This window comes from Frankia sp. AiPa1 (assembly GCF_023243075.1).
Lineage (GTDB): Bacteria > Actinomycetota > Actinomycetes > Frankiales > Frankiaceae > Frankia.
Window position 1 is genome coordinate 141,319 of record NZ_JALKFZ020000141.1, and the last position, 20,883, is coordinate 162,201.

Here is a 20,883-nt window from a genome sequence, read left to right on the forward strand (position 1 = left end):
CGCCGAGCCGACACGCCTTGATCATATATGTCCGGCAGGTCACAGCCGTATAACGCCACATACTCGAACGTACGACGGGCACCTCCCGGTCAGGGACGGCCATCTCCGGGCGCTCCGGATGATCCCAGCACAGGCCCTGCTCAGTGCGGCGGGGCCTCGGCCGACGTCTCTACGCCTGATTCTTCCCTGGTCTCGCTCCCGCCGCCATCGGCCCCGCCGCGGGGGACCGGCGCCAGCGACACGTCATGATCTCCTGCGTCGTCATGACCTCCTGCGTCGTCGGGATCGCCTGCGTCGCCGGGATCCTCGCCGGTGTCCCGCGACTCGCGGGCGGAGCCGCCCGCCGCGGACCCGGCATCCGGCGCGCTACTGGTCGCGGACGCAGCCGCGGGAACGCGGGCCTCACCGCGAGCAGCCCGATCACGCACCAGACCGAGCTCGCGCTGCTCCTGCGGAGTCGCGTCGTGGTCGACCGGCTGACGAACCACGAGCAGCGCGATGACGGCGGCCACACAGACCAGCGCGGAGGTCCAGATGTTGACCCGAAGCCCCAGGATCCGGTCGGCGGTGTCGATGCGCAGCATCTCGATCCACAACCGGCCGAACGTGTAGAGCGCGACGTAGAGCGCGAACAGCCGCCCGCGGCCAAGGCGATGCCGGCGATCGACGAACAGCAGGATGCCGGCGACGATCAGGTTCCAGAGGAACTCGTACAGAAACGTCGGCTGATAGGTGGCCACCCCCGGGTCGATCCGATGCTCGGGGTCGATGCGCACGGCCCACGGCAGAGTGCTGGGCCGACCATAGAGCTCCTGGTTGAACCAGTTACCCCACCGACCGATAGCCTGCGCCAGGATGATCCCGGGCGCGGCGGCGTCGGCGAACATGGCGAGGCTGATCCCGAGGCGACGCGCGGCGATCCACGCGCCGAGCGCGCCGCCGGCGATGCCGCCCCAGATCCCGAGCCCGCCGTTCCAGATCTTCACGACATCGCCGAGGTTGCCGTCATGGCCGAAGTACGGGTCCGGCGTGCTGACGACGTGGTAAATGCGGGCGCCGATGATGCCGAACGGCACCGCCCAGAAGGCGACCTCCCCCGCAAGCTCGGGATCGAGGCCGCGGGCCCGCAGCCGCCGACCGGTGACAACGACGGCGACCACGATCCCGATGATGATCATCAGCGCATAGGCGCGCAGGGGCACCGGCCCCAGATGCAGCACACCTCGGGACGGACTGGGGATAGCGGCGAACACCACGGTCGTCAGGCTATCCCGACACCCGGCCCATCCTCCGCAGGCCCCAGCCCCGGATCCCGCCATGCCGCGATGACACCCCGCCCCCGCCCCCGCCGCACCTCCGATGATCAACGGGACGCGGTACGGCGCCCCCCACAGGACCCCGATCTCACGCTCTGCGACTTCAATCCCGAGCCCTGGCGGCCTCAAGATCCAAACAGGTCGTCGTGGGCCATTTCGTGTCCGATTTGCCCCCCACGACGACCTGTGTAGCCGGATCTTGCCGCACGGCGGGATGCGGTGCGTAGCCGATCGCGGGATCGGACGTCCGCGCCCACGGCGCTTCCCCGCGGTGGGTGCCTGCTCGACAGCCTCGGAGCAGGCCTGAGCGACCGACGGGGCGGGACGGGACGGGACGACCGACGGGACGGGGCGGGACGGGACGGGACGACCGACGGGACGGGACGGGACGGGACGGGACGACCGACGGGACGGGACGGGACGGGACGGGACGGGACGGGACGACCGACGGGACGGGACGGGACGGGACGACCGACGGGACGGGACGGGACGACCGACGGGACGGGACGGGACGGGACGGGACGGGACGACCGACGGGACGGGACGGGACGACCGACGGGACGGGACGGGACGACCGACGGGACGGGCGCCTGACCGGTCAGGCGGTGGCGGGAACGGGGCTCTGCGTGCCACGCACACCTCGGGCGAGGTCGGCGGCGAGCGTCCCGACACGGGCGACGGTGGCCTGCGGGTCCTCGCCACGGCGCTGGCCGTCGACCAGGACGCGGACCAGTGCAGAGCCGACGATGACGCCGTCGGCGAAGGTGGCGACCTGCGCTGCCTGCGTGGCGGTGCTGACCCCGAGGCCGACGGCAACCGGCAGTGTCGTGACCTCCCGGACCCGCGCGACCAGCCCCGCCGCCTGATTCCCGACCTCGGCCCGCGCGCCGGTGACCCCCATCAGGGAGGCGGCGTACACGAAACCGCCAGTGATCTCGGCGACGCGGCGCAGCCGGGCCGGCGAGGAGCTCGGCGCGACCAGGAAAACCGGGTCCAGACCACGCTCGGCGCTGGCGGTAAGCCAGGGGCCGGCCTCCTCGGGCGGCAGGTCGGGGGTGATCGCCCCGGCACCACCGGCAGCGGCGAGATCGGCGGCGAAGGCGGCCACCCCGTAGCGCTCGACCGGGTTCCAGTAGGTCATCACCAGGGTCGGGGCACCTGTGTCCGCCACTGCCTCGACGGTACGCAGCACGTCGCGGGTCGTAACCCCGCCACGCAGCGCGGCGTCGGCGGCCTCCTGGATCACCGGGCCGTCCATCGTCGGGTCGGAGTAGGGCAGGCCGACCTCGACGACATCCACCCCGGCGGCCACCATCGCCCGCATGGCGGCGATTGCCCCGTCCACCGTGGGATATCCGGCCGGCAGATAGCCGACCAGCACAGCCCGGCCCTCGGCCCGGGCTGCCGCGAAACACGCGTCCAACCGGCTGTCCATCGTGCGTCCGTTCGCTTCGGGCCCGCGGGCCGCCTGTGGGTGGGCCGGCTCGGCCGGCCCACGGTGCACCGCCGTCACCGCTGCGCGCCGCCGGCGTCGCGCGCCGTGGCAACCACCGCGTCGGCGTTGGCGGCGCCCGGGGCGGTGCAGTCCCCGCCAGCCGATGCCGCAGCCGGCTCGTCGAGCAGGCTGAACCAGCGGGCGGCGGTGTCGACGTCCTTGTCGCCACGGCCGGAGCAGCTGACCAGGACGATCGCCTCCGGGCCGAGCTCGCGGGCCACGTCGAACGCACCGGCGAAGGCGTGCGCGCTCTCAATCGCGACCAGGATGCCCTCGGTCCGGGCGACAAGACCGAGGGCATCCATCGCGGCGGCGTCGTCGACCACTCGGTAGGAGGCGCGACCGGTCTCGTGCAGCAGTGCGTGCTCGGGCCCGATGCCCGGGTAGTCCAGGCCCGCGGAGATCGAGTGGGACACCCGCGTCTGACCGTCGTCGTCCTGCAGCAGGAAGGTGCGCATCCCGTGCAGCACTCCGGGCGCGCCGCCGGCGATGGCCGCCGCGTGCCGGCCGGTCGCCACGCCGTCTCCTCCGGCCTCGCATCCGATCAGGGCGACCTCGGTGTCGGGGATGAACCGATGGAAGATCCCCATCGCGTTGGAGCCGCCGCCGACACAGGCGACCACCGCGTCCGGCAGCCGCCCGACCCGGTCCAGCACCTGGGCGCGGGCCTCCACGCCGATGATCCGCTGGAAGTCACGGACCATCATCGGGAACGGGTGGGGGCCCATGACCGAACCGATGCAGTAGTGCGTGTGGTCGACGGTGGCGACCCAGTCGCGCAGCGCCTCGTTGATGGCGTCCTTGAGGGTGCGGCTGCCGGAGGCCACCGAGACGACCTCGGCGCCGAGCAGACGCATCCGCGCGACGTTGAGCGCCTGCCGGCGGGTGTCCTCCTCGCCCATGTAGACGACGCATTCCAGGCCCAGCAGTGCGCAGGCGGTAGCGGTGGCGACACCGTGCTGGCCCGCGCCCGTTTCGGCGATGACTCGGGTCTTGCCCATGCGCTTCGTCAGCAGGCACTGGCCGAGCACGTTGTTGACCTTGTGGGAACCCGTGTGCGCCAGGTCCTCCCGCTTGAGCAGGATGCGGGCGCCGCCGATGTGGGCGGTGAGCCGGTGGGCGTCGCTCAGCGGGGTGGGCCTGCCGGCATAGGTGGCGAGCAGGCCGTCAAGCTCGGCGACGAAGGCCTCGTCGGCCCTGGCCTGCGCGTATGCCTCGGTGAGCTCGTCCAGCGCGGCCATGAGCGCCTCGGGCACGAACCGCCCGCCGAACCGGCCGAAGTGGCCGGACTCATCCGGAAACGACTGCCAGCCGGCCGCGGCCTCCACGCCCAGGGGACGGGACGGCGCCGAGCCGGCGGCGTCGGGGGCGGCGAGCGGAGCAGCGGTTCGAATGGCCACGGTGCGACTGTATCGGGCAGCACCGACGCAACGCGTCCCCCGCCACGCCACCCGGATCCACGCGGCCGGGCGGACTCTGGCCGCCTGCCGAAGGACGCCCCGCCCGCCGCGGCGGGAGATCACGGCCCGAGTGGAGCGGCCCGGCGGAAACCAGCCGGCCCGACGTGACTCGTCGCCGGTAGCTCGCTGTCAGCGATCGGCGCGGCAACGACTTGACAGCGGTGCCTCGACGTCGCCGAGCTTCGCCGTGATGCTCATGACGCCGCCAGCGGCCGGATCGACGACGGCCGCGGGGCCGGCGGATGCGACGTCAACGCCCAACGCCGGCGGCGGGGTGCGCCCCAGCGGCGACCAGGTCCGCGACCAGTTGCCGTGGATCTCCGCCCGTCACGGCTGCCTCCCCGACCAGCACCGCATCGGCTCCGGCGGCCGCGTAGGCAAGCAGATCACGCGGGTCGCGCACCCCGGACTCGGCGACTTTCAGCACACCAGCCGGGACCATCGGCGCGAGCTTGGCGAACGTGCCCCGGTCGATCTCGAGGGTCCGCAGGTCACGGGCATTCACGCCGATCAGGCGAGCGTCGGCGTCCAGCGCACGGACAAGCTCGGTCTCGTCGTGCACCTCGACCAGCGCGGTCATCCCGAGCGACTCGATCCGCTCACGCAGGCCGACCAGACGGGGCTGGTCGAGCGCCGCGACGATGAGCAGGACGATGTCGGCACCGTGCGCGCGGGCCTCGAAGACCTGGTACGGCGAGACGACGAAATCCTTGCGCAGAAGCGGGACATCGACCGCGCGACGCACCGCGTCCAGGTCGGCCAGCGATCCGCCGAACCGGCGCTGTTCGGTGAGCACGCTGATGGCGGCGGCACCGCCCGCCTCGTAGTCAAGCGCCAACGCGGCGGGGTCGGCGATCGTCGCGAGGCTGCCCTTGGACGGCGAACGGCGCTTGACCTCGGCAATCACCGAGACCGGCGAGTCACGGAAAACGGCGAGGGCGTCCCGGGGGTCGGGGACACGCTCGACGCGCCGCTTGAGGTCGTCGAGGGAGATCTGCTGTTCACGCACGGCCAGGTCGGACCGGACCCCGTCGAGGATGTCGTCGAGGACGCTCATCGACCCGTGCTCGCGGCTTTCGCGCTCATGCCGCAGATGGTAGGCCAGGTCGCCGCCGCAGGCCCGAGGCACCCGTGCCTGGCTACGTGCCGCGACGTCCCGCCGCCACCTCTGGGGGGATGTCCGCCGGAAAAGGTCGTCACCGAGCGCATCCGGGAGCCAGCACCCGTGTCTGACCGGACACGCCCGCAGCCGAATGCCGCCGGATGCGGCACACGAACAGCACCCGGCGCAATCGACCGGCGCCACCCGGGCAGGCCACCCGTGGCCCGAGTCGCGCCGAGAGAGGACATCCCCCAGGCACGCGATCTTCCCCGCGTGGCGCGATCTCCCTCCGGGACCGCGCGCCACGCCATGGGCGGGTCAGGATGGCAACTCGCTCGACCAATCCCGTATAGTCGAACACGCGTTCGACATCATCGAGATGGGAGGGCTCATGGAGACTCACCTCACGGACACCCACCTGACAGAGACTCGCCAGGTCCTGGTCCCGCCGCTGTCGGGATGGACTCGGCCAGCCACGCTGGCCTGCGGGCCGGCGACGAGCCGCGGCTCTGATCGGGAGCAGGAGGGTCACGGACCGCAGGAGGAGCCGCTCGATCGGCTGCGTCGCTGTCTGGACCGGATGGATGCGCTGGTCACGCTGTTGGAGGCCGACCTGCGCCGCCAACGGGATCTGCTTGCCTCGCTCACCGCGTCGGATCAGGCGCCGGGCCGCCCGGGTGGCGCCGGGAGGGATCCGCAGCCGGAGGGCCGCGGCGGGCCGCGGTGATCAGGTGGGATCGTGGCCCCGCTCGATCGCGTCCCATGCGTCGACCGGTCGGGCGTCGCGAGCCTGATAACGGCCCGACATCGCCGGCCAGCGGCGTCCGTGCGCGGCGGCGAGCACGCCGGCGGCGGTGAGCACAGCGCCGCCGAACATCGTCAGCCACGGTGCGGCCGTGCGGTGCAGGCCGGTGATGTCCGCCGGGCCGCCAACGGACATCTGACGCACGCTGTCGGTGCGGCGCAGCGTGGGGGTCGGGTCGAGGCCGATGCGCAGCGCCACCACGATGATGCCGATCCCGCCGGCGACGGCGAGCAGGCCTACGACGGTGCGCCCGATGCCGCGGGCGGCCACGATCGCGACGGCGGCGGCGAGCCCGACCAGGGCAAGCGCTGTCGCCGCCGGAGCGAGAGTCGCGCCGGTCCAGTGCGTGGCAAGCGGCGCGGCCATGGCGACGCCATCGCTGGCCACGTGCGGCGGGCCGACCCGGGCCGAGGCCCAGGTGGCGCTTCCGCACACGAGTACCAGCCCCGCGCCGAGCAGGCAGCCGAGCATGGCCAGACCGCGTTCACGCCGGCCGGCCCGCGCGGCGTCGCTGGCGGCCGGCTCGCCGTGCGGCTGCTGCCCGGGAGACGAGCTGGGTGGTGCGGAATCCACGGGCACGGCCTCGCCGGGCCGATGCCCGGTCGGCCGACCCCCGGAAGAAGCGGAAGGAGAGGTGGTCATACCGGCGGCCGCAGGGACTCGGCGATCTCGATCGCGCGCAGCACGGCCGCAGCCTTGGTGCGGCTCTCGAGATCCTCGGCATCGGGATCGGAGTCGGCGACGATCCCGGCGCCCGCCTGGACATAGGCGACCCCGTCACGCATGACCGCGGTCCGGATCGCGATCGCGGTGTCCAGATCGCCGCCGAAGTCCAGATAGCCGACCACACCGCCGTAGACGCCGCGGCGGGTCGGTTCCAGCTCGTCGATGACCTCCATCGCCCGCACCTTCGGCGCTCCCGACAACGTCCCGGCCGGGAACGTCGCGGCCAGCACGTCCACGGCGCTGCGCTGCTCCGCCACCTCACCGATCACCGTGGAGACGATATGCATGATGTGGGAGAACCGCTCGACGGCCGCGAACTCGACGACCCGCACGGAGCCCGGCACGCACACCCGGCCGAGGTCGTTGCGCACGAGGTCGACCAGCATGACGTGCTCGGCGCGTTCCTTCGGGTCGGCCAGCATCTGCGCGGCATGCTCGGCATCCTGCTCCGGTGTCGCGCCCCGGGGGCGGGAGCCGGCGATCGGGTGCAGCAGCGCCCGGCGGCCGGTGACCTTCACATGCGCCTCCGGCGAGGATCCGACGACGTCATGGTCGCCGAAGCGCAGCAGGTACATGTACGGGCTCGGGTTCGTGGTGCGCAGCACGCGGTAGACGTCCAACGGATCGGCGGTCGTGGTCCGCTCGAAGCGCTGGGAGACGACGATCTGGAAGCACTCCCCGGCGCGGATCTCCTCGATGGCCCGCTCGATCGCGCTCTGGTACTCCCCGGGCGGGGTCGCGGAGACAAAATCGGCCACGCCGGTCACGGCACCGGTCGTCGTCGCCACCGTCGGCTCGCTCCACTTGGCCAGATCACTGGTCATCGTGTCCAGCCGGGCCACGGCCTCGTCGTAGAGGGCGTCGAGCTCGGCGGGGCCGGCGGTGTGTGGGCTGTTCGGGAGGGCCGTGAAGGCGTTGGCCACCAGCAGGCACGACCCGTCGCGGTGGTCGAGCACGGCCAGGTCGGTGGCCAGCAGCATCCGCAGTTCGGGCAGGTGCAGGTCGTCCACGGCGTGCGAGGGCAGCCGCTCGATCCGTCGGACGACGTCGTAGCCGAGATAACCGACGAGCCCGCCCATCAGGGGTGGCGCGCCGTCGTCATGAGCGGAGCGCAGGCCGCGCTCCACCGCACGCAGGATGGTCAGGGGGTCGCCCCCCGTCGGCACCCCCGGCGGAGGCGTGCCGTCCACCCACACGGCCTGCCCGTCGCGTTCGGTGAGCGTCGCCGCCGCCCGCACGCCCACGAACGAGTAGCGCGACCACTCCCCGCCATGCTCAGCCGACTCCAGCAGGAACGTGCCCGGTCCGCCCGCGAGTTTGCGATAGATGCCCACGGGGGTCTCGCCGTCAGCGAGCAGGCGCCGGGTGACGGCGACGACGGGGTGGCGGGCAGCGGCGGCGTGAAAGCCAGCCCGGTCGGGGACGATCCGGCCGGTGGTCATCGGGCCGCCGCCCCGGGTTCCGAGGCCGCGTCGGGGTTACCCACCCGGGCGGGCAGCGGGCCGCCCGCCTCGAAACAGGTGCGGATGCCGGTGTGGCACGCCGGGCCGACCTGGTCCACCCGCACCAGCACGGCGTCGCCGTCGCAGTCGAGCGCGACCGATCGGACCCACTGCTGGTGGCCGGACGTGTCGCCCTTGACCCAGTACTCGCCGCGGCTGCGGCTCCAGTACGTGGCCCGCCCGGTGGTCAGCGTCCGATGCAGCGCCTCGTCGTCCATCCACCCCAGCATCAGCACCTCCCCGGTGTCGTACTGCTGGGCGATGGCCGGAAACAGGCCGGCATCGTTGCGGCGCAGGCGTCCGGCGATGGCGGGGTCAAGAGCGGCGGGACGATCGGTCACGGCTTCATTCTGCTCCCCCGCGAACGGAGCGCGAGGCCGGCGTCAAGGGCACCCGCGGCGCGGGCTGGATGTCGGCGGGCGTCCGGGCGCCGGAGGCTCCGATCCCGGCCGCCCAGGACTCGTGCAGTCGCTGGTAGACCCCGGGTACGCCCACCAGAGCGCGGTGCTGGCCGCGTTGCGCGATCCGTCCGGCGTCAACGACCAGCACCTCGTCGGCCGACTCTGCCGTCGAGAGCCGGTGGGCGATCGTCACCGACGTGCGGTGCCGGGTCAGCTCGGCCAGGGCGGTGGCCAGTCGCACCTCGGTCTCGGGGTCGACCGCGGACGTGGCCTCGTCGAGGACGAGGAGGTCGGGGGCGGCGATTCTCGCCCGCGCCAGCGCCACGAGCTGGCGTTCCCCCGCGGACAGCCGCGAGCCGCTCTCCCCCACCCGGGCGGCGAGCCCGCCGGGCTGCGCGGCAAGCCAGTCGCCGATGCCGAGCGCCTCGAACGCGGCACGCACCGCGTCGTCGTCGGCATCCGGGCGGCCGTAGCGGACGTTGTCGGCGATCGTCAGGTCGAACAGGAACCCCTCCTGCGGCACGAGCAGGACCCGGTGACGCAGCGAGGCGAACCGCACCTGGGCCAGGGGAACCCCACCGATCCGGATCTCGCCCGTGCTCGGGTCCATGAGCCGGGTCAGCAGCTTGACCAACGTCGTCTTGCCGGAACCGGTCTCGCCGACCACAGCGATCCGGCTGCCCGCGGCGATCTCCAGATCGATCTCACGCAGCACCCGCGGCCCGCCCGGGTAGGCGAACCCGACCCCGACGAACCGCACGCCCAGGGGCCCCGCGGGCAGGTCACGCCCGCCCGGGCCGCCGGCTTTGGCAGCAGAAGCAGGCACGACGGCGGAATCGGCGAGAGCGGCGGAGCCGGCGGGAGCGGGACGGGCAGCGTGGGCGGAGGTGGGAGCAGTGGCAGCGGTGAGAGCAGTGGCGGGGGTGGAAGCAGTGGCGGGGGTGAGAGCAGCGGCGGGGGTGGAAAAGCCGTCGGCGGGAGAGACTCCGATCGGGCCGAGTGCCGGATCACGGACGTCGGTGGGCAGGTCAAGAACATCGAGCACGCGGCGCAGGCCGGCCAGCGCGTTCGCCGCGTCGTTGAGGATCTCGGTCATCGACTGGATCGGCTGCACGAACAGCGTCATCAGGAACAGGAAGGCCACGAGGCGACCGGTGCTGAGCGACCCGTCGACGCCGAGCAGAACGCCGACGATGACCGCCGCGGCCGTGGCCATGGCGGCGACCAGCTCACTCAGCGAGAACACGCCGGCGATCATCCGCTGCGCCGCGGTCTGGGCGTCGCGGTGGCCCTCGATCGAGGTGTCGATGCGCCGGGCAGTGCGGTCCTGGATCCCGTAGGCGCGCACGATGGGCGCGCCTACGACCGCCTCCGCGATCGCCCCAAGCAGGTCACCGACCCGCTCCCGGACCTGGGCGTACCGCACGGCGAGGCGACGCTGAGTACGCCGGGCCACCAGGAACAACGGGACGTAGAAGGCGTACACGAGCAGGGTCAGCGGCCAGGAGTAGACGAGCATGAGCACGGTCGCGATCACCATCTGCCCCGTGGAGATCAGCAGCATCACGCCACCGAACTGGAGGAACTGGGACATCTGGTCGACGTCGCTGGTCACCCGGGAGGTCAGCGACCCCCGGCGCTGCGCGGACTGGCTGAGCACCGACAGGTCGTGGATATGACGGAACGCCCGGATCCGCAGCGCGGCGAGCGTCGTCTCGGAAAGTCGGTACAGCCGCTGGTTCATCCGGTAGCTGGCCAGCGCCGTCAGCACGATCACCGCCGCTGCCGCCCCGACCGCCAGGCCGACCGAGCCCAGATCGACCCGCCCGTTTGCCAGGCCTCGGTCAAGAATCTGCTGCACGGTGACCGGGATGGCGACCTTGCCGGCGGTGGCGATCGCCGCCAGCGCCAGAGTGCCGACCAGACCACGGGTCAGCGCGGGACTGAGCGCGCGCAGCCGCCCGAAGGTCGCGGCCAGTGTGTCCGCCCGGGTGGAGGTGGTCATTGGGTGGGCTCCAGCTCGGAATCCACATGCCGTTCAGACGCGGCATCGGGAACCGACGTGGGCTCAGGCGCGGCATCGGCAACCGGCTCGGCAGCGGACTCGAGCGCCGCTGCCTGCGCGGCCTGGTCGTAGGCGGTGAGCAGCGCCGCGTAGCGGGGCGAGCGCACCAGCAGGTCCTCGTGGCGGCCACGGCCGATCAGGCGGCCGCCCTCCAGGTGCACCACCTCGTCCGCCAACGCGATGGTGGAGCGGCGCTGGGCGACGACGACGACCGTGGCGGCACCGGCCTGGGCCCGCAGATCGGCGAGGATCGCGGCCTCCACCCGCGGGTCGACACTGGCCGTGGCGTCGTCGAGCACGAGCAGCCGGGGTTCGCGCAGCAGAGCGCGGGCCAGGCAGATCCGTTGGCGCTGTCCGCCCGACAGGCTGGTGCCGCGCTCCCCGACCATGGTGTCGAGCCCGTCCCGGAGCCGGGCGACGAAGCGGTCGGCCTGGGCCCGGCGCAGGGCCGTCCACACCGCCTCGTCGGTGGCGTCCGTCCCGAGCGTGATGTTGGCGCGAACGCTGTCGTCGAACAGGAACGCCTGTTGCGCCACGACCGCCACCGCCCGGCTCACCTCGCCGACGGCCAGCTCACGCAGGTCGACGCCGTCGAGCAGCACCTGACCGCGGTCCGGGTCGACGAGCCGGGTCAACAGCCCCACCAGGGTCGACTTACCCGCCCCTGTCCGACCGGTGATCGCGACGACGCTGCCCGGGGCAACCTCGAAGCTCACCTGATCCAGCGTCCGCCGTGTCGGCGCCGCCTCCTGGGCCGTCGCCTCGACGCTGGCCCCCTCGTCTGGTGCGAGCGGCTCCGCCGCGGAGTCGCCGACATCAGGGCCTCCGCGAGCAGGGCTGCCAGACGTGAGGCCATCGGAGCCGAGGCCGACGGAACCGAGGCCATCGGAACCCAGGCCGTCGGAGCCGGCGCGGGCGGGGTCGATGCCGGGGTAGGAGTAGGCGACCTGGCGCAGGCACAGCGCGGCGGGGCCAGTCGCGGTCAGGGTCTCGGCACCGTGGCGCTCGTCCGTGCGGGCCAGCGTGACCGCGTCGACCCGCTGGCGGCCGACGGCGGCGCGGGGCAGCTCACCGAACACCCAGCCGAACGCGCGCAACGGGAAGGCCAGCAGGGTGAACAGGTAGGCGACCCGGACGAGCTGGCCGACGTCGATCGCGCCGGCCCGGATCCGCACGGCCCCGACGAGCAGCACCACCAGGATGCCGAGGTTCGGCAGCGCCTCCATCAGCGGGTCGAACAGGCCCCGCAGCCGACCGGCGCCGATCATCGTGTCGCGCAGCCGTTCGGCGCGGTCGGCGAAGCGCGCGGTCTCCTCCTCCTCGCGGCCAAGCGCCTTCACCACGAGCGCGCCGTCGAACGACTCATGCGCGACGGCGCTCACCTCGCCGCGCAGCCGCTGCGCGGCCGAGTACAACGGCGACACCCGCCGGCCATACCAGACGTTGATCAGCCCGAAGGCGGGGAAGACCGCGAACCCGATCAGCGCCAGCACCGGATCGGTGACGACCAGCAGCACCAGAGCCGCCACCAGCATCACCAGGGCCCCGACGGCGAACGGCAGCGGCATGATCGGCGACGTCAGGGCCTCGACGTCCGCGTTGGCGTTGGACAGCAGCGTGCCGGTGGAATGCCGCTGGTGCCAGGACAGCGGCAGCCGCAGGTACTGGCGGGTGACCTCGTGGCGGTGGCCGGCCTGCAGCCGGAACACCACCAGACCACCGGCGAGGCGGCGCACGAACATCCCCGCGGCGCGCACGACACCGACCCCGGCGAACGCGGCACCGACGGCGACCAGCGCCGACCAGTCGGCGTGCCCGCGGTCGATCGCCGGGATCACGACCCGGTCCGTGGCCTCCCCGAGCACGATGGACGACGCCACCCCGGCGAGGGTGAACATGCTGGCGCCGACGCTCGCCACCGCGAACTGCCGCGGCTCACGGCGCATGCCCTGCCACACCGCCGCGAGACCCTGCGCGATGATCCCGCGCTGCTTCCCACCAACGGGGCCGACGGACGGCCGCGACGTGGACGGCTGCCCGGTACAGTCGCCAGGTTCGGAATCCTCCATCGGGCCGCCGTCAGCGCACCGGGACGTCGGCGTCGCGCAGTGCGCTCTTCACCTCGCCGACCCGCAGCTGTCCGAAGTGGAACACGCTCGCGGCGAGGACGGCGTCCGCGCCCGCGGCCACCGCCGGGGCGAAATGCGCGAGATCACCGGCCCCGCCGCTGGCGATGACCGGGACGTCGACCTCGGTCCGCACGGCGGCGAGCATCTGCAGGTCGTAGCCGTCGCGGGTGCCGTCGGCGTCCATGGAGTTCAGCAGGATCTCCCCGGAGCCGAGCTCGACGACCCGCGCCGCCCAGGCCACCGCGTCGATGCCGGTGCCGCGGCGTCCACCGTGGGTCGTGACTTCGAAGCGCGGGCCGTCCGGCTCGGGGCAGCGTCGTGCGTCGATCGAGATCACGATGCACTGGTTGCCGAACCGGTGCGCGCACTCGCGGACGAGCTCCGGGCGGGCGACCGCCGCGGTGTTGATCCCGACCTTGTCCGCACCGGCCCGCAGCAGGCGGTCGACGTCCTCGGTGGAGCGCACGCCCCCGCCGACGGTCAGCGGGATGAACACCTGCTCGGCGGTGCGCCGGACGATGTCGTAGGTGGTCTCCCGATCGCCGCTGGACGCGGTGATGTCGAGGAACGTCAGCTCGTCGGCACCCTCGGCGTCGTAGAGCCGGGCCATCTCGACGGGGTCGCCGGCGTCGCGCAGATCGGTGAAGTTGACGCCCTTGACGACCCGCCCGCCGTCGACGTCCAGACAGGGAATGACCCGGACGGCGACGCTCACCGCCCCACTCCGCCAGAGGCTTTGGCCGCTCCCCCGCCCGCGCCGCCGACCGTCTCGCCCGGGCCACCGGCCGAGAATGCGCCGCCCGTCGCGCCGCCCGTTGATGCGTCGCCCGAGAATGCGCCGCCGGGGCTGCCCGCCGCCCGGGCGGCGGTGAGGGCGAGGGCCTGCGGCAGGGTGAAGGCGCCCGCGTAGAGGGCCTTGCCGATGATCGCGCCCTCGACCCCGGGTACCGCGGCGATCGCGGTGAGGTCCTCGAGCGCCGAGACGCCGCCGCTGGCCACCACGGGACGCTCGGTCGCCGCGGTTACCGAGCGCAGCAGGTCGACGTTCGGCCCGGTGAGCGTCCCGTCCCGGCGGACATCGGTGACGACGTAGCGGGCGCAACCGTCGGCGTCGAGGCGGGCGAGCACCTCGAAGAGCTCGCCGCCGTCGCGTGTCCACCCGCGGGCGGAAAGCGTCGTGCCGCGCACGTCCAGTCCGACGGCGATCCGGTCGCCGACCCGGCCGATGGCGCGTCGCACCCAGTCGGGGTTCTCCAGCGCCGCCGTGCCGATGTTCACCCGCGCCGCACCCGTCGCGAGCGCCGCGTCGAGCGAGTCGTCGTCCCGGATGCCGCCGGAGAGTTCCACGGCGACGTCCACGGACCGCACGACCTTGGCGATCAGATCCCGATTGGAGCCCCGGCCGAACGCGGCGTCCAGGTCAACGAGATGGATCCACTCGGCCCCGTCCCGCTGCCAGGTGAGCGCCGCCTCCAGCGGGTCACCATAGGAGGTCTCGGAGCCGGCCTCGCCCTGGACGAGACGCACGGCGAGACCGTCGGCCACATCGACGGCGGGCAGCAGTGTCAGAGCCATACCGCCACCCTACGGGGTACAAAGCATGGTCAGGCGAGGGTTCGCAGCCAGTTGGCGAGGAGGTGGGCGCCGGCGTCGCCGGACTTCTCCGGGTGGAACTGGGTGGCGGTCAGGGCGCCGCGCTCGACGGCGGCGGCGAATGGTTCGCCGTGCTCGCCGACGGTGTCGCCGGCGGACGGGTCGGCCTTCGCCGCGTACGAGTGGACGAAGTAGAACCGCGTGTCGGCGTCCAGGCCGGCGAACAGCACCGAGCCGGCCGGCGGGCGGACCGTGTTCCAGCCCATGTGCGGCAGGATCGGGGCGGCCAGCCGGCGGACCTCCCCGGGCAGCACGCCGATGCCCTCGGTACGCACCCCATGCTCGTCACCAAGCTCGTACAGCACCTGCATCCCCACACAGATCCCGAGCACCGGCCGCCCGGCGATGACCCGCTCCCGCACGACCGCACCCGCGCCGAGCGCCTCGATCCCGGCCATGCAGGCCGCATACGCCCCAACTCCGGGCACGACCAGCCCGTCAGCCGACCGCGCGGCGGCCAGGTCATCGGTGACGGTCACGTCCGCCCCGACCCGCGCCAACGCCCGCTCGGCGGAGCGCAGGTTCCCCGACCCGTAGTCGAGCACGACCACCCGGCTCACAGCACACCCTTGGTGGACGGGACGCCGGCGACCCGGGAGTCCAGAGCGACGGCGTCGCGCATGGCGCGGGCGACGGCCTTGAACTGGGCCTCGACAACGTGGTGGGCGTTGCGGCCGGAGAGCACCCGCACGTGCAGGGCGATCCGGGCCGAGGCAGTGATCGACTCGAAGATGTGTCGAGTGAGCGTCGTGTCGTAGGTGCCGATCAGGCCGACCAGCTCCGGTTCGACGTGCACGCAGTATGGGCGGCCGGACAGGTCCACAGCGGCCTGGGCGAGTGCCTCGTCGAGGGGAACGGTGGCGTCGCCGAAGCGGCGGATGCCGACCTTGTCGCCGAGGGCCTCGCGCAGCGCCGTCCCGAACGCGATCGAGGTGTCCTCGACCGTGTGGTGGGCGTCGATGTGCAGGTCACCGCGGGTGCGGACGTTCAGGTCGAACCCGCCGTGCTTGCCGAGCTGGGAGAGCATGTGGTCGTAGAACGGCACGCCGGTGTCGACGGTCGCCACGCCGGTACCGTCGAGATCAAGCTCGACGAGGACGTCGGACTCCAGCGTCTTGCGGGCGATGCGCGCGGTGCGTGCCATCGGATGGGTCCTCGATGCCTTTCATGGATGAGCTCGGTCGACGCGGTCGATCCGGCGGCCGGTCAGTCAGCGGGTGGCGAGGGTGAGGACGCCGGCCTCGTCGGTCTCGGCGCCGGCGAGGACCTTGCCGAGCGCGGCGAGGAAGGCGTCGATCTCACCGGGCAGGCCCGCGGTGACCCGCAGCCAGCCGTCGGGACCGACGTCGCGCACCAGCACACCCTCGTTCAACAGGCGGCGCCAGACGGCCTTTTCGTCAGCAAATCGGCCGAAATACACGAAGTTCGCGTCGCTGGGAGCAAGGCTCAGGCCGAGACCGGGCAGTTCCCGCACGATCCGGTCCCGCTGGGCCTTGACCGCCTCGACCGTGCCGAGCAGCTCATCGGCGTGGGCGAGGGCGGTACGGGCGACGGCCTGGGTGAAGCTCGACAGGTGATACGGCAGCCGGACGAGCTGCAGCGCGTCGACGACCGCCGGGTGCGCGGCGAGGTAGCCGACCCGCGCCCCGGCGAGCGCGAACGCCTTGCTCATCGTCCGGGTGACGACGAGGCGCGGGTTGGCCGGCAGCAGCGTCAGCGCGCTCGGCACCCCGGCGCGGCGGAACTCGGCGTACGCCTCGTCGACGACGACGATCCCGGAGCCGGCCGCGGCCATCGCCTCGCAGGCGGCAACCACGATTTCGGGCGGCAATGCGGTGCCGGTCGGGTTGTTCGGCGAGCAGAGGAACACCAGCGCCGGCCGGTGCCGTTCGATCGCGTCGACGACCGCCTCGGCCGACAGGGAGAAGTCGGCCGCGCGCTGCTCGGCGACCCACTCGGTGGCCGTGGCCAGCGCGATCAGCCGGTGCATCGAGTACGACGGCTCGAAACCGACGGCGACCCGCCCCGGCCCGCCGAACGCCTGGCACAGCTGCTGGAGGATCTCGTTGGAGCCGTTGGCCGCCCACACCTGCGCCGCGTGGACGCCGAAGCCGGCGTCGGGCGTCAGGTAGTAGGCGAGGTCCGCGCGCATCGCCTCGGCGTCGCGGTCCGGGTAGCGGTTGGCCTCGGTGGCGGCGAGGGTGGCGGCCTTGCCGAGCGCGTCGACGAGGCCGATGGACGGCGGGTGCGGGTTCTCATTGGTGTTGAGCCGCACCGGAACGTCGAGCTGCGGGGCGCCGTACGGGGACATCCCGCGCAGGCTGTCCCGCAGTGGCAGTCCGTCGAGGTTCAGGGGCCGCCAGGGGCGGTCGTCCCCGGCCGGGCCAGCGTCGGTACCAGCCGAGGGCTGACCGGTCATCGTCGGCCCGGTCGTCAGCGGCGGGGTCATCGGAATCGAACCTCCACGGCGTCGCGGTGTGCGGTGAGGTCCTCGGCCCCGGCGAGCGCGCGGAGCCGGCCGGACACGGCGTGCAACGCATCCCGGGTGCTCTCGACGACGTGCACCTGCCGCTGGAAGGAGGCGACGGCCAGCCCCCCCGAGTGGCGGGCGGTGGCGCCGGTGGGCAGGACGTGGTTGGAGCCGGCAAGGTAGTCGCCGAGAGGTACCGGCGCGTACGGCCCGACGAACACGGCGCCGGCGTGGCGGACGCGAGCGGCGACGGCTGCGGCGTCCGCGGTCTGGATCTCGAGATGCTCCGCGGCCCAGCCATTGACGACCGCGAGGCCCGCGTCCACGTCGGTGACGATCGCGACGGCACCCTGGCCGGTGAGGGCCTGCTCGACGCCGGCACGGTGGCGGGTGGCGGGCATCTGCTTGCCGAGTTCGACGTCGACGGCGTCGGCGAGCTCGACCGAGGTGGTGACGAGCAGGCAGGCGGCCATCGGGTCGTGCTCGGCCTGGGCGACGAGGTCGGCGGCGACGTGGGCGGGGTCGGCCGTGTCGTCGGCGAGAATCGCGACCTCGGTCGGCCCGGCCTCCGCGTCGACCCCGACGACCCCGCGCACCAGGCGTTTGGCCGCCGTCACGTAGACGTTGCCGGGCCCGGTGACGACGTCGACCGGCGGGCAGGACTGCGTGCCGTACGCGGCCATCGCCACCGCCTGGGCGCCGCCGGCCGCGTACACCTCGTCGACGCCGAGCAGCGCGCAGGCGCCGAGGACGACCGGATGCGGCAGGCCAGCCTCGCCGTCGCGACCAACGCTGTCCTTGCGCGGGGGGGAGAACACCGCGAGCGAGGTGACCCCGGCCTCCTGGGCGGGCACGACGTTCATGACGACGCTGCTCGGGTAGGCGACCCGACCGCCGGGCACATACAGCCCGACCCGCTCCACCGGCACCCAGCGCTCGGTCACCGTGAGCCCCGGGGCGACCTCGATGGTCACTGCCTCGCGCAGCTGGGCGCGGTGCACCAGCCGGGCGCGACGGATCGCCTCGGCCAGCGCGTCGCCCACGTCTGGGTCGAGCCGCTCGCCCGCCGCCGCGATCTCGGCCGCGGGCACCCGCAGATGGGCAGGACGGACGCCGTCGAACCGCTCTGCGGCGTCGAGCACCGCCGCGTCGCCGCGGTCGCGGACGTCGTCGCACACCGGGCGCACGGCCGCGACGGCCACGTCCACGTCGAGGGCGGCGCGGGGCAGCAGACGCCGCACCTGCGCCCCGGTGGGGGTCGAGCCACGCAGATCCAGCCTTCTGAGCACCCTCCGAGGGTAGCCGCCGCACGCGTGGCCGGTGAAATCAGTTGTCGGCCCGAAGTGTCACGCTGGGCCGGTGACCGACGCCCGTTCGCCCGCCGCATCGTCCGATCCGCCGTCCCCCGGCACCCTGGTGCCCATCGGCGCGCCCCTCAACACCGAGCAGCCTGGCCCGCAGCGGCTCGGCGACAAGCAGTCCCGCACCGAGCCGGCCGGCGCCGAGGAGCCTGTAGCCGATCGATCCGGTACCGGGCAGGCCGGTACCGGTCGCTCCGCGGCGGTGACGTCCCCGTCGGGCGAGTCGCTGGCGACGTTGCTGCACGGCTATCGGGTGCACGCGCGGGCGCCGCGACGCGTGGTGGCCGCGCTGAGCGAACGACCCCGTACCCTGCGCCAGCTGGTGCAGGACACGGGCCTGCCACGCCGTTCGGTGGAGGCGATCCTGCACGCGCTCGGCGAGGACCTGCGCACCGTCGCCGACGGCCGGCAGGTGCTGCGCGCCGAGACGATCGACCACTATCGATCCATGATCGGATACGAGGAGCTGCACGCGGCCACGATGATCGATCCGTTGGCCGCCGAGATCCAACGGCACGGCGCGCTGGTCACCCAGATGCACAGCCTCATCGCAGCCGCCCCGCGTCCCCGCGCGGACCTGGATCATGTGCCCGCCACCGCCGCGACCGCGGTGCGCCGGGCGGTCTGGCTCTGGACGCACTATGACCTGCGCGAGGCCCGCCTGCTGTGCGTCGGCGACCACGACCTGACCTCCCTGGCCCTGCTGCTGCTCGCCGCCCACGGCGGCCATCGCGACCTCAACGCCACCCCGCGGGGCGCCGGCGGGGCGGAATTCCCCACCGTCACGGTCGTGGACATCGACGAGAATCTGCTCGCCTTCCTGGACCAGACCGCACGCGCGCACGCGCTCCCCCTGCACTGCCTGTACGCGGACCTGCGCCTCGGCCTGCCACCGTCGCTGGCCGGGCAGGCCGATCTGGTCTTCACCGACCCGCCCTACACGCCGGCCGGCATGTCCCTGTTCGCCGCGCGGGGCGCGCAGGGCCTCGCCGACCGGGAACGCGGCCGTGTCCTCATCGCCTACGGCTACAGCGAGCGCGCGCCCGCCCTCGGCGCCCGAGTGCAGAGGGCGCTGCTGGACCAGGGGTTCGCCTTCGAGGCGATCTTGCCGGACTTCCATGTCTACGAGGGCGCGGAGGCGATCGGTGCCCGCGCCGACATGTACGTCTGCCAGCCCACCGCCGCCACCTGGAAACGCCTCGAGCGCCTGGACCGCCCGGATCGCCCGGCCGACCGGGACGCCGGCGGCGCGTCCGGCCAGCTCCGCTCGATCTACACCCGGGGACGGCACGCAGAGGAAAGCGAGGCCGCCGAGCTCGCCGCCCCGGTTGTCGCCGCGGCGCGGCGCTTCCTCGCGGCGGCACCCGGGCGGGGCGTGTTCATCGGCGATCGCCCGCTGCTGGACGCCGCGACGCACACCCGTCTTCCCACCGTCCTCGACCGCGGCCTGCCGCCGTCGGCGACCAGTGGCGCCACCGCGGCCACATCGAGGGTTGGCGGGCCCGGTGCGCCCGGCGGACCCACAGCCAGCAGCGCCAGCGGATCCGGCGAGACCAGCGGATTCGGCGGGAACAGTCAGACCGCGGCCGGTGCGGCCGGAGTCGGTCGGGCCAGCCGCAGCGTCGTCGCCGATCTGGCCGACGATCCCGGCCCATGGCTGCTGCGCGTCCTGCTGGCCGTGAACGCCGACCGGCTCGGCCTGCTGGTGGACGCCGACCATCCCGACCTGTCCACGCGCGGCGATCCCGGTCACGACGATCATCCGTTCGGTCTGGTGCGGGCGAAATGGGTGCGCACACCCGGGCTCGACGAGACGCCGCCGGACGCTGGGCGGACCCGGCTGCTCGCCGTCGCGGCGGTCGACCCGTCGACGCTCGCCCCACCCGCCCGCCTGGCCCGCTGGCTGCTGGACCGTGCGCACGGTCGGCTCGGCAACGTCTGGCGCGACGGCCTGATCCGGGCGGCCCGCGACCTGAACGGCGAGCCGCTGCCCCAACGGGCCGCCCTGGCCGCCGTCCACACAGCGCTCGGCGCCACCGTCGCTGGCAGCACCGCCGTCGGCGGCACCGCCGTCGGCGGCACCGCCGCTGGGGCCGCCCGAGCTACCGGAGCTGCCGTCCGAACTGACCTGGATCCGCTCGCCGCCCGGTTGATCGATCTGCCCCGGCACACCGTCGCGACCGTCCTCGCCGCCGCGGCGGCGAGCGTCGAACGCCTCCCCGGCGCGAGGTCGTAGCCATCCGCCGACCAGCACCGGAACGCCCCTTCAGCCAGGCGTGTCACACGCCGGCTGGCTGTGCCGTCTCTCTCGATGGAGGGTCTCCACGGAGGGCGACTCGCCGGGTGGCCGGGACACGGCCGCCGCAGCCCGGACCTCCGCGGCCGGGTCAGACGGACT

16 protein-coding genes and 1 pseudogene are annotated in these 20,883 nt (G+C 73.3%); 2 read left to right on the forward strand and 15 right to left on the reverse strand.

Features of this window, described 5'->3' with window-relative positions; genetic code table 11:
- Window positions 1-140: 140 nt before the first annotated feature.
- The 4 genes from lgt to trpC all read right to left on the reverse strand — a co-directional run bounded on the left by lgt (window position 141) and on the right by trpC (window position 5,328).
- Window positions 141-1,256, reverse strand: a complete 1,116-nt coding sequence (gene lgt, locus MXD95_RS15665) for a prolipoprotein diacylglyceryl transferase (protein WP_250641362.1) — start codon at window positions 1,254-1,256, stop codon at window positions 141-143.
- A gap of 658 nt (window positions 1,257-1,914) precedes the next feature.
- Window positions 1,915-2,751, reverse strand: a complete 837-nt coding sequence (gene trpA / locus MXD95_RS15670; protein WP_250641363.1) for a tryptophan synthase subunit alpha — start codon at window positions 2,749-2,751, stop codon at window positions 1,915-1,917.
- A 74-nt stretch (window positions 2,752-2,825) separates the two neighbouring features.
- Window positions 2,826-4,211 (reverse strand): tryptophan synthase subunit beta, encoded by a 1,386-nt coding sequence (gene trpB / locus MXD95_RS15675; RefSeq protein ID WP_374122037.1) that lies wholly within the window; start codon window positions 4,209-4,211, stop codon window positions 2,826-2,828.
- 310 nt (window positions 4,212-4,521) lie between these two features.
- Window positions 4,522-5,328 (reverse strand): indole-3-glycerol phosphate synthase TrpC, encoded by an 807-nt coding sequence (gene trpC, locus MXD95_RS15680; RefSeq protein ID WP_250641364.1) that lies wholly within the window; start codon window positions 5,326-5,328, stop codon window positions 4,522-4,524.
- A gap of 436 nt (window positions 5,329-5,764) precedes the next feature.
- Here trpC and MXD95_RS15685 point away from each other — a divergent pair, with 436 nt between their 5' ends.
- Window positions 5,765-6,100, forward strand: coding sequence for a hypothetical protein (locus MXD95_RS15685; protein WP_250641365.1), 336 nt, complete (start codon window positions 5,765-5,767; stop codon window positions 6,098-6,100).
- On the opposite strand, the gene MXD95_RS15690 is transcribed toward MXD95_RS15685, so the two are convergent.
- The 11 genes and pseudogenes from MXD95_RS15690 to hisD form a co-directional block, all read right to left on the reverse strand.
- Window positions 6,101-6,751: a Trp biosynthesis-associated membrane protein gene (locus tag MXD95_RS15690; protein ID WP_250641366.1), complete on the reverse strand. Its 651-nt coding sequence runs from the start codon at window positions 6,749-6,751 to the stop codon at window positions 6,101-6,103.
- A 65-nt stretch (window positions 6,752-6,816) separates the two neighbouring features.
- The gene (locus tag MXD95_RS15695; protein WP_250641367.1) at window positions 6,817-8,346 is read right to left on the reverse strand and encodes an anthranilate synthase component I; all 1,530 of its coding nucleotides are present in this window, start codon (window positions 8,344-8,346) and stop codon (window positions 6,817-6,819) included.
- Window positions 8,343-8,747 carry a phosphoribosyl-AMP cyclohydrolase gene (hisI, locus tag MXD95_RS15700; protein WP_250641368.1) on the reverse strand — a complete coding sequence of 135 codons (405 nt, stop codon included), beginning with the start codon at window positions 8,745-8,747 and terminating at the stop codon, window positions 8,343-8,345. The genes MXD95_RS15695 and hisI overlap by 4 nt, the downstream gene beginning before the upstream one ends.
- A 4-nt stretch (window positions 8,748-8,751) precedes the next feature.
- Window positions 8,752-10,812: an ABC transporter ATP-binding protein gene (locus tag MXD95_RS15705; protein ID WP_250641369.1), complete on the reverse strand. Its 2,061-nt coding sequence runs from the start codon at window positions 10,810-10,812 to the stop codon at window positions 8,752-8,754.
- Window positions 10,809-12,941 (reverse strand): ABC transporter ATP-binding protein, encoded by a 2,133-nt coding sequence (locus MXD95_RS15710; protein WP_250641370.1) that lies wholly within the window; start codon window positions 12,939-12,941, stop codon window positions 10,809-10,811. The genes MXD95_RS15705 and MXD95_RS15710 overlap by 4 nt, the downstream gene beginning before the upstream one ends.
- Before the next feature lie 10 nt (window positions 12,942-12,951).
- Complete coding sequence (hisF, locus tag MXD95_RS15715) at window positions 12,952-13,716, reverse strand: imidazole glycerol phosphate synthase subunit HisF (protein WP_250641371.1); 765 nt, start codon at window positions 13,714-13,716, stop codon at window positions 12,952-12,954.
- Between the two features lie 128 nt (window positions 13,717-13,844).
- Window positions 13,845-14,576 (reverse strand): annotated as a pseudogene (priA, locus tag MXD95_RS15720) (bifunctional 1-(5-phosphoribosyl)-5-((5-phosphoribosylamino)methylideneamino)imidazole-4-carboxamide isomerase/phosphoribosylanthranilate isomerase PriA); the annotation flags it as partial.
- 29 nt (window positions 14,577-14,605) lie between these two features.
- Window positions 14,606-15,205, reverse strand: a complete 600-nt coding sequence (gene hisH, locus MXD95_RS15725; RefSeq protein WP_250641387.1) for an imidazole glycerol phosphate synthase subunit HisH — start codon at window positions 15,203-15,205, stop codon at window positions 14,606-14,608.
- Window positions 15,206-15,210: 5 nt separating this feature from the next.
- The gene (hisB, locus tag MXD95_RS15730; protein WP_250641372.1) at window positions 15,211-15,798 is read right to left on the reverse strand and encodes an imidazoleglycerol-phosphate dehydratase HisB; all 588 of its coding nucleotides are present in this window, start codon (window positions 15,796-15,798) and stop codon (window positions 15,211-15,213) included.
- A 66-nt stretch (window positions 15,799-15,864) separates the two neighbouring features.
- Window positions 15,865-17,073, reverse strand: a complete 1,209-nt coding sequence (locus MXD95_RS15735; protein WP_250641388.1) for a histidinol-phosphate transaminase — start codon at window positions 17,071-17,073, stop codon at window positions 15,865-15,867.
- A 26-nt stretch (window positions 17,074-17,099) separates the two neighbouring features.
- On the reverse strand, window positions 17,100-18,413 hold the full coding sequence (hisD, locus tag MXD95_RS15740) for a histidinol dehydrogenase (protein ID WP_250641373.1): 1,314 nt from the start codon (window positions 18,411-18,413) through the stop codon (window positions 17,100-17,102).
- 70 nt (window positions 18,414-18,483) lie between these two features.
- On the opposite strand from hisD, the gene MXD95_RS15745 reads away from it, so the two are divergent.
- Window positions 18,484-20,721 (forward strand): bis-aminopropyl spermidine synthase family protein, encoded by a 2,238-nt coding sequence (locus tag MXD95_RS15745; RefSeq protein WP_250641374.1) that lies wholly within the window; start codon window positions 18,484-18,486, stop codon window positions 20,719-20,721.
- The last annotated feature ends 162 nt before the right edge of the window (window positions 20,722-20,883 follow it).

Coding starts and splice junctions, on each gene's coding strand:
- trpA (WP_250641363.1), bottom strand. CDS start 2,751: ATGGACAGCCGGTTGGACGCGTGTTTCGCGGCAGCCCGGGCCGAGGGC.
- trpC (WP_250641364.1), bottom strand. CDS start 5,328: ATGAGCGTCCTCGACGACATCCTCGACGGGGTCCGGTCCGACCTGGCC.
- MXD95_RS15685 (WP_250641365.1), top strand. CDS start 5,765: ATGGAGACTCACCTCACGGACACCCACCTGACAGAGACTCGCCAGGTC.
- MXD95_RS15695 (WP_250641367.1), bottom strand. CDS start 8,346: ATGACCACCGGCCGGATCGTCCCCGACCGGGCTGGCTTTCACGCCGCC.
- MXD95_RS15705 (WP_250641369.1), bottom strand. CDS start 10,812: ATGACCACCTCCACCCGGGCGGACACACTGGCCGCGACCTTCGGGCGG.
- MXD95_RS15710 (WP_250641370.1), bottom strand. CDS start 12,941: ATGGAGGATTCCGAACCTGGCGACTGTACCGGGCAGCCGTCCACGTCG.
- hisB (WP_250641372.1), bottom strand. CDS start 15,798: ATGGCACGCACCGCGCGCATCGCCCGCAAGACGCTGGAGTCCGACGTC.
- MXD95_RS15735 (WP_250641388.1), bottom strand. CDS start 17,073: ATGACCGGTCAGCCCTCGGCTGGTACCGACGCTGGCCCGGCCGGGGAC.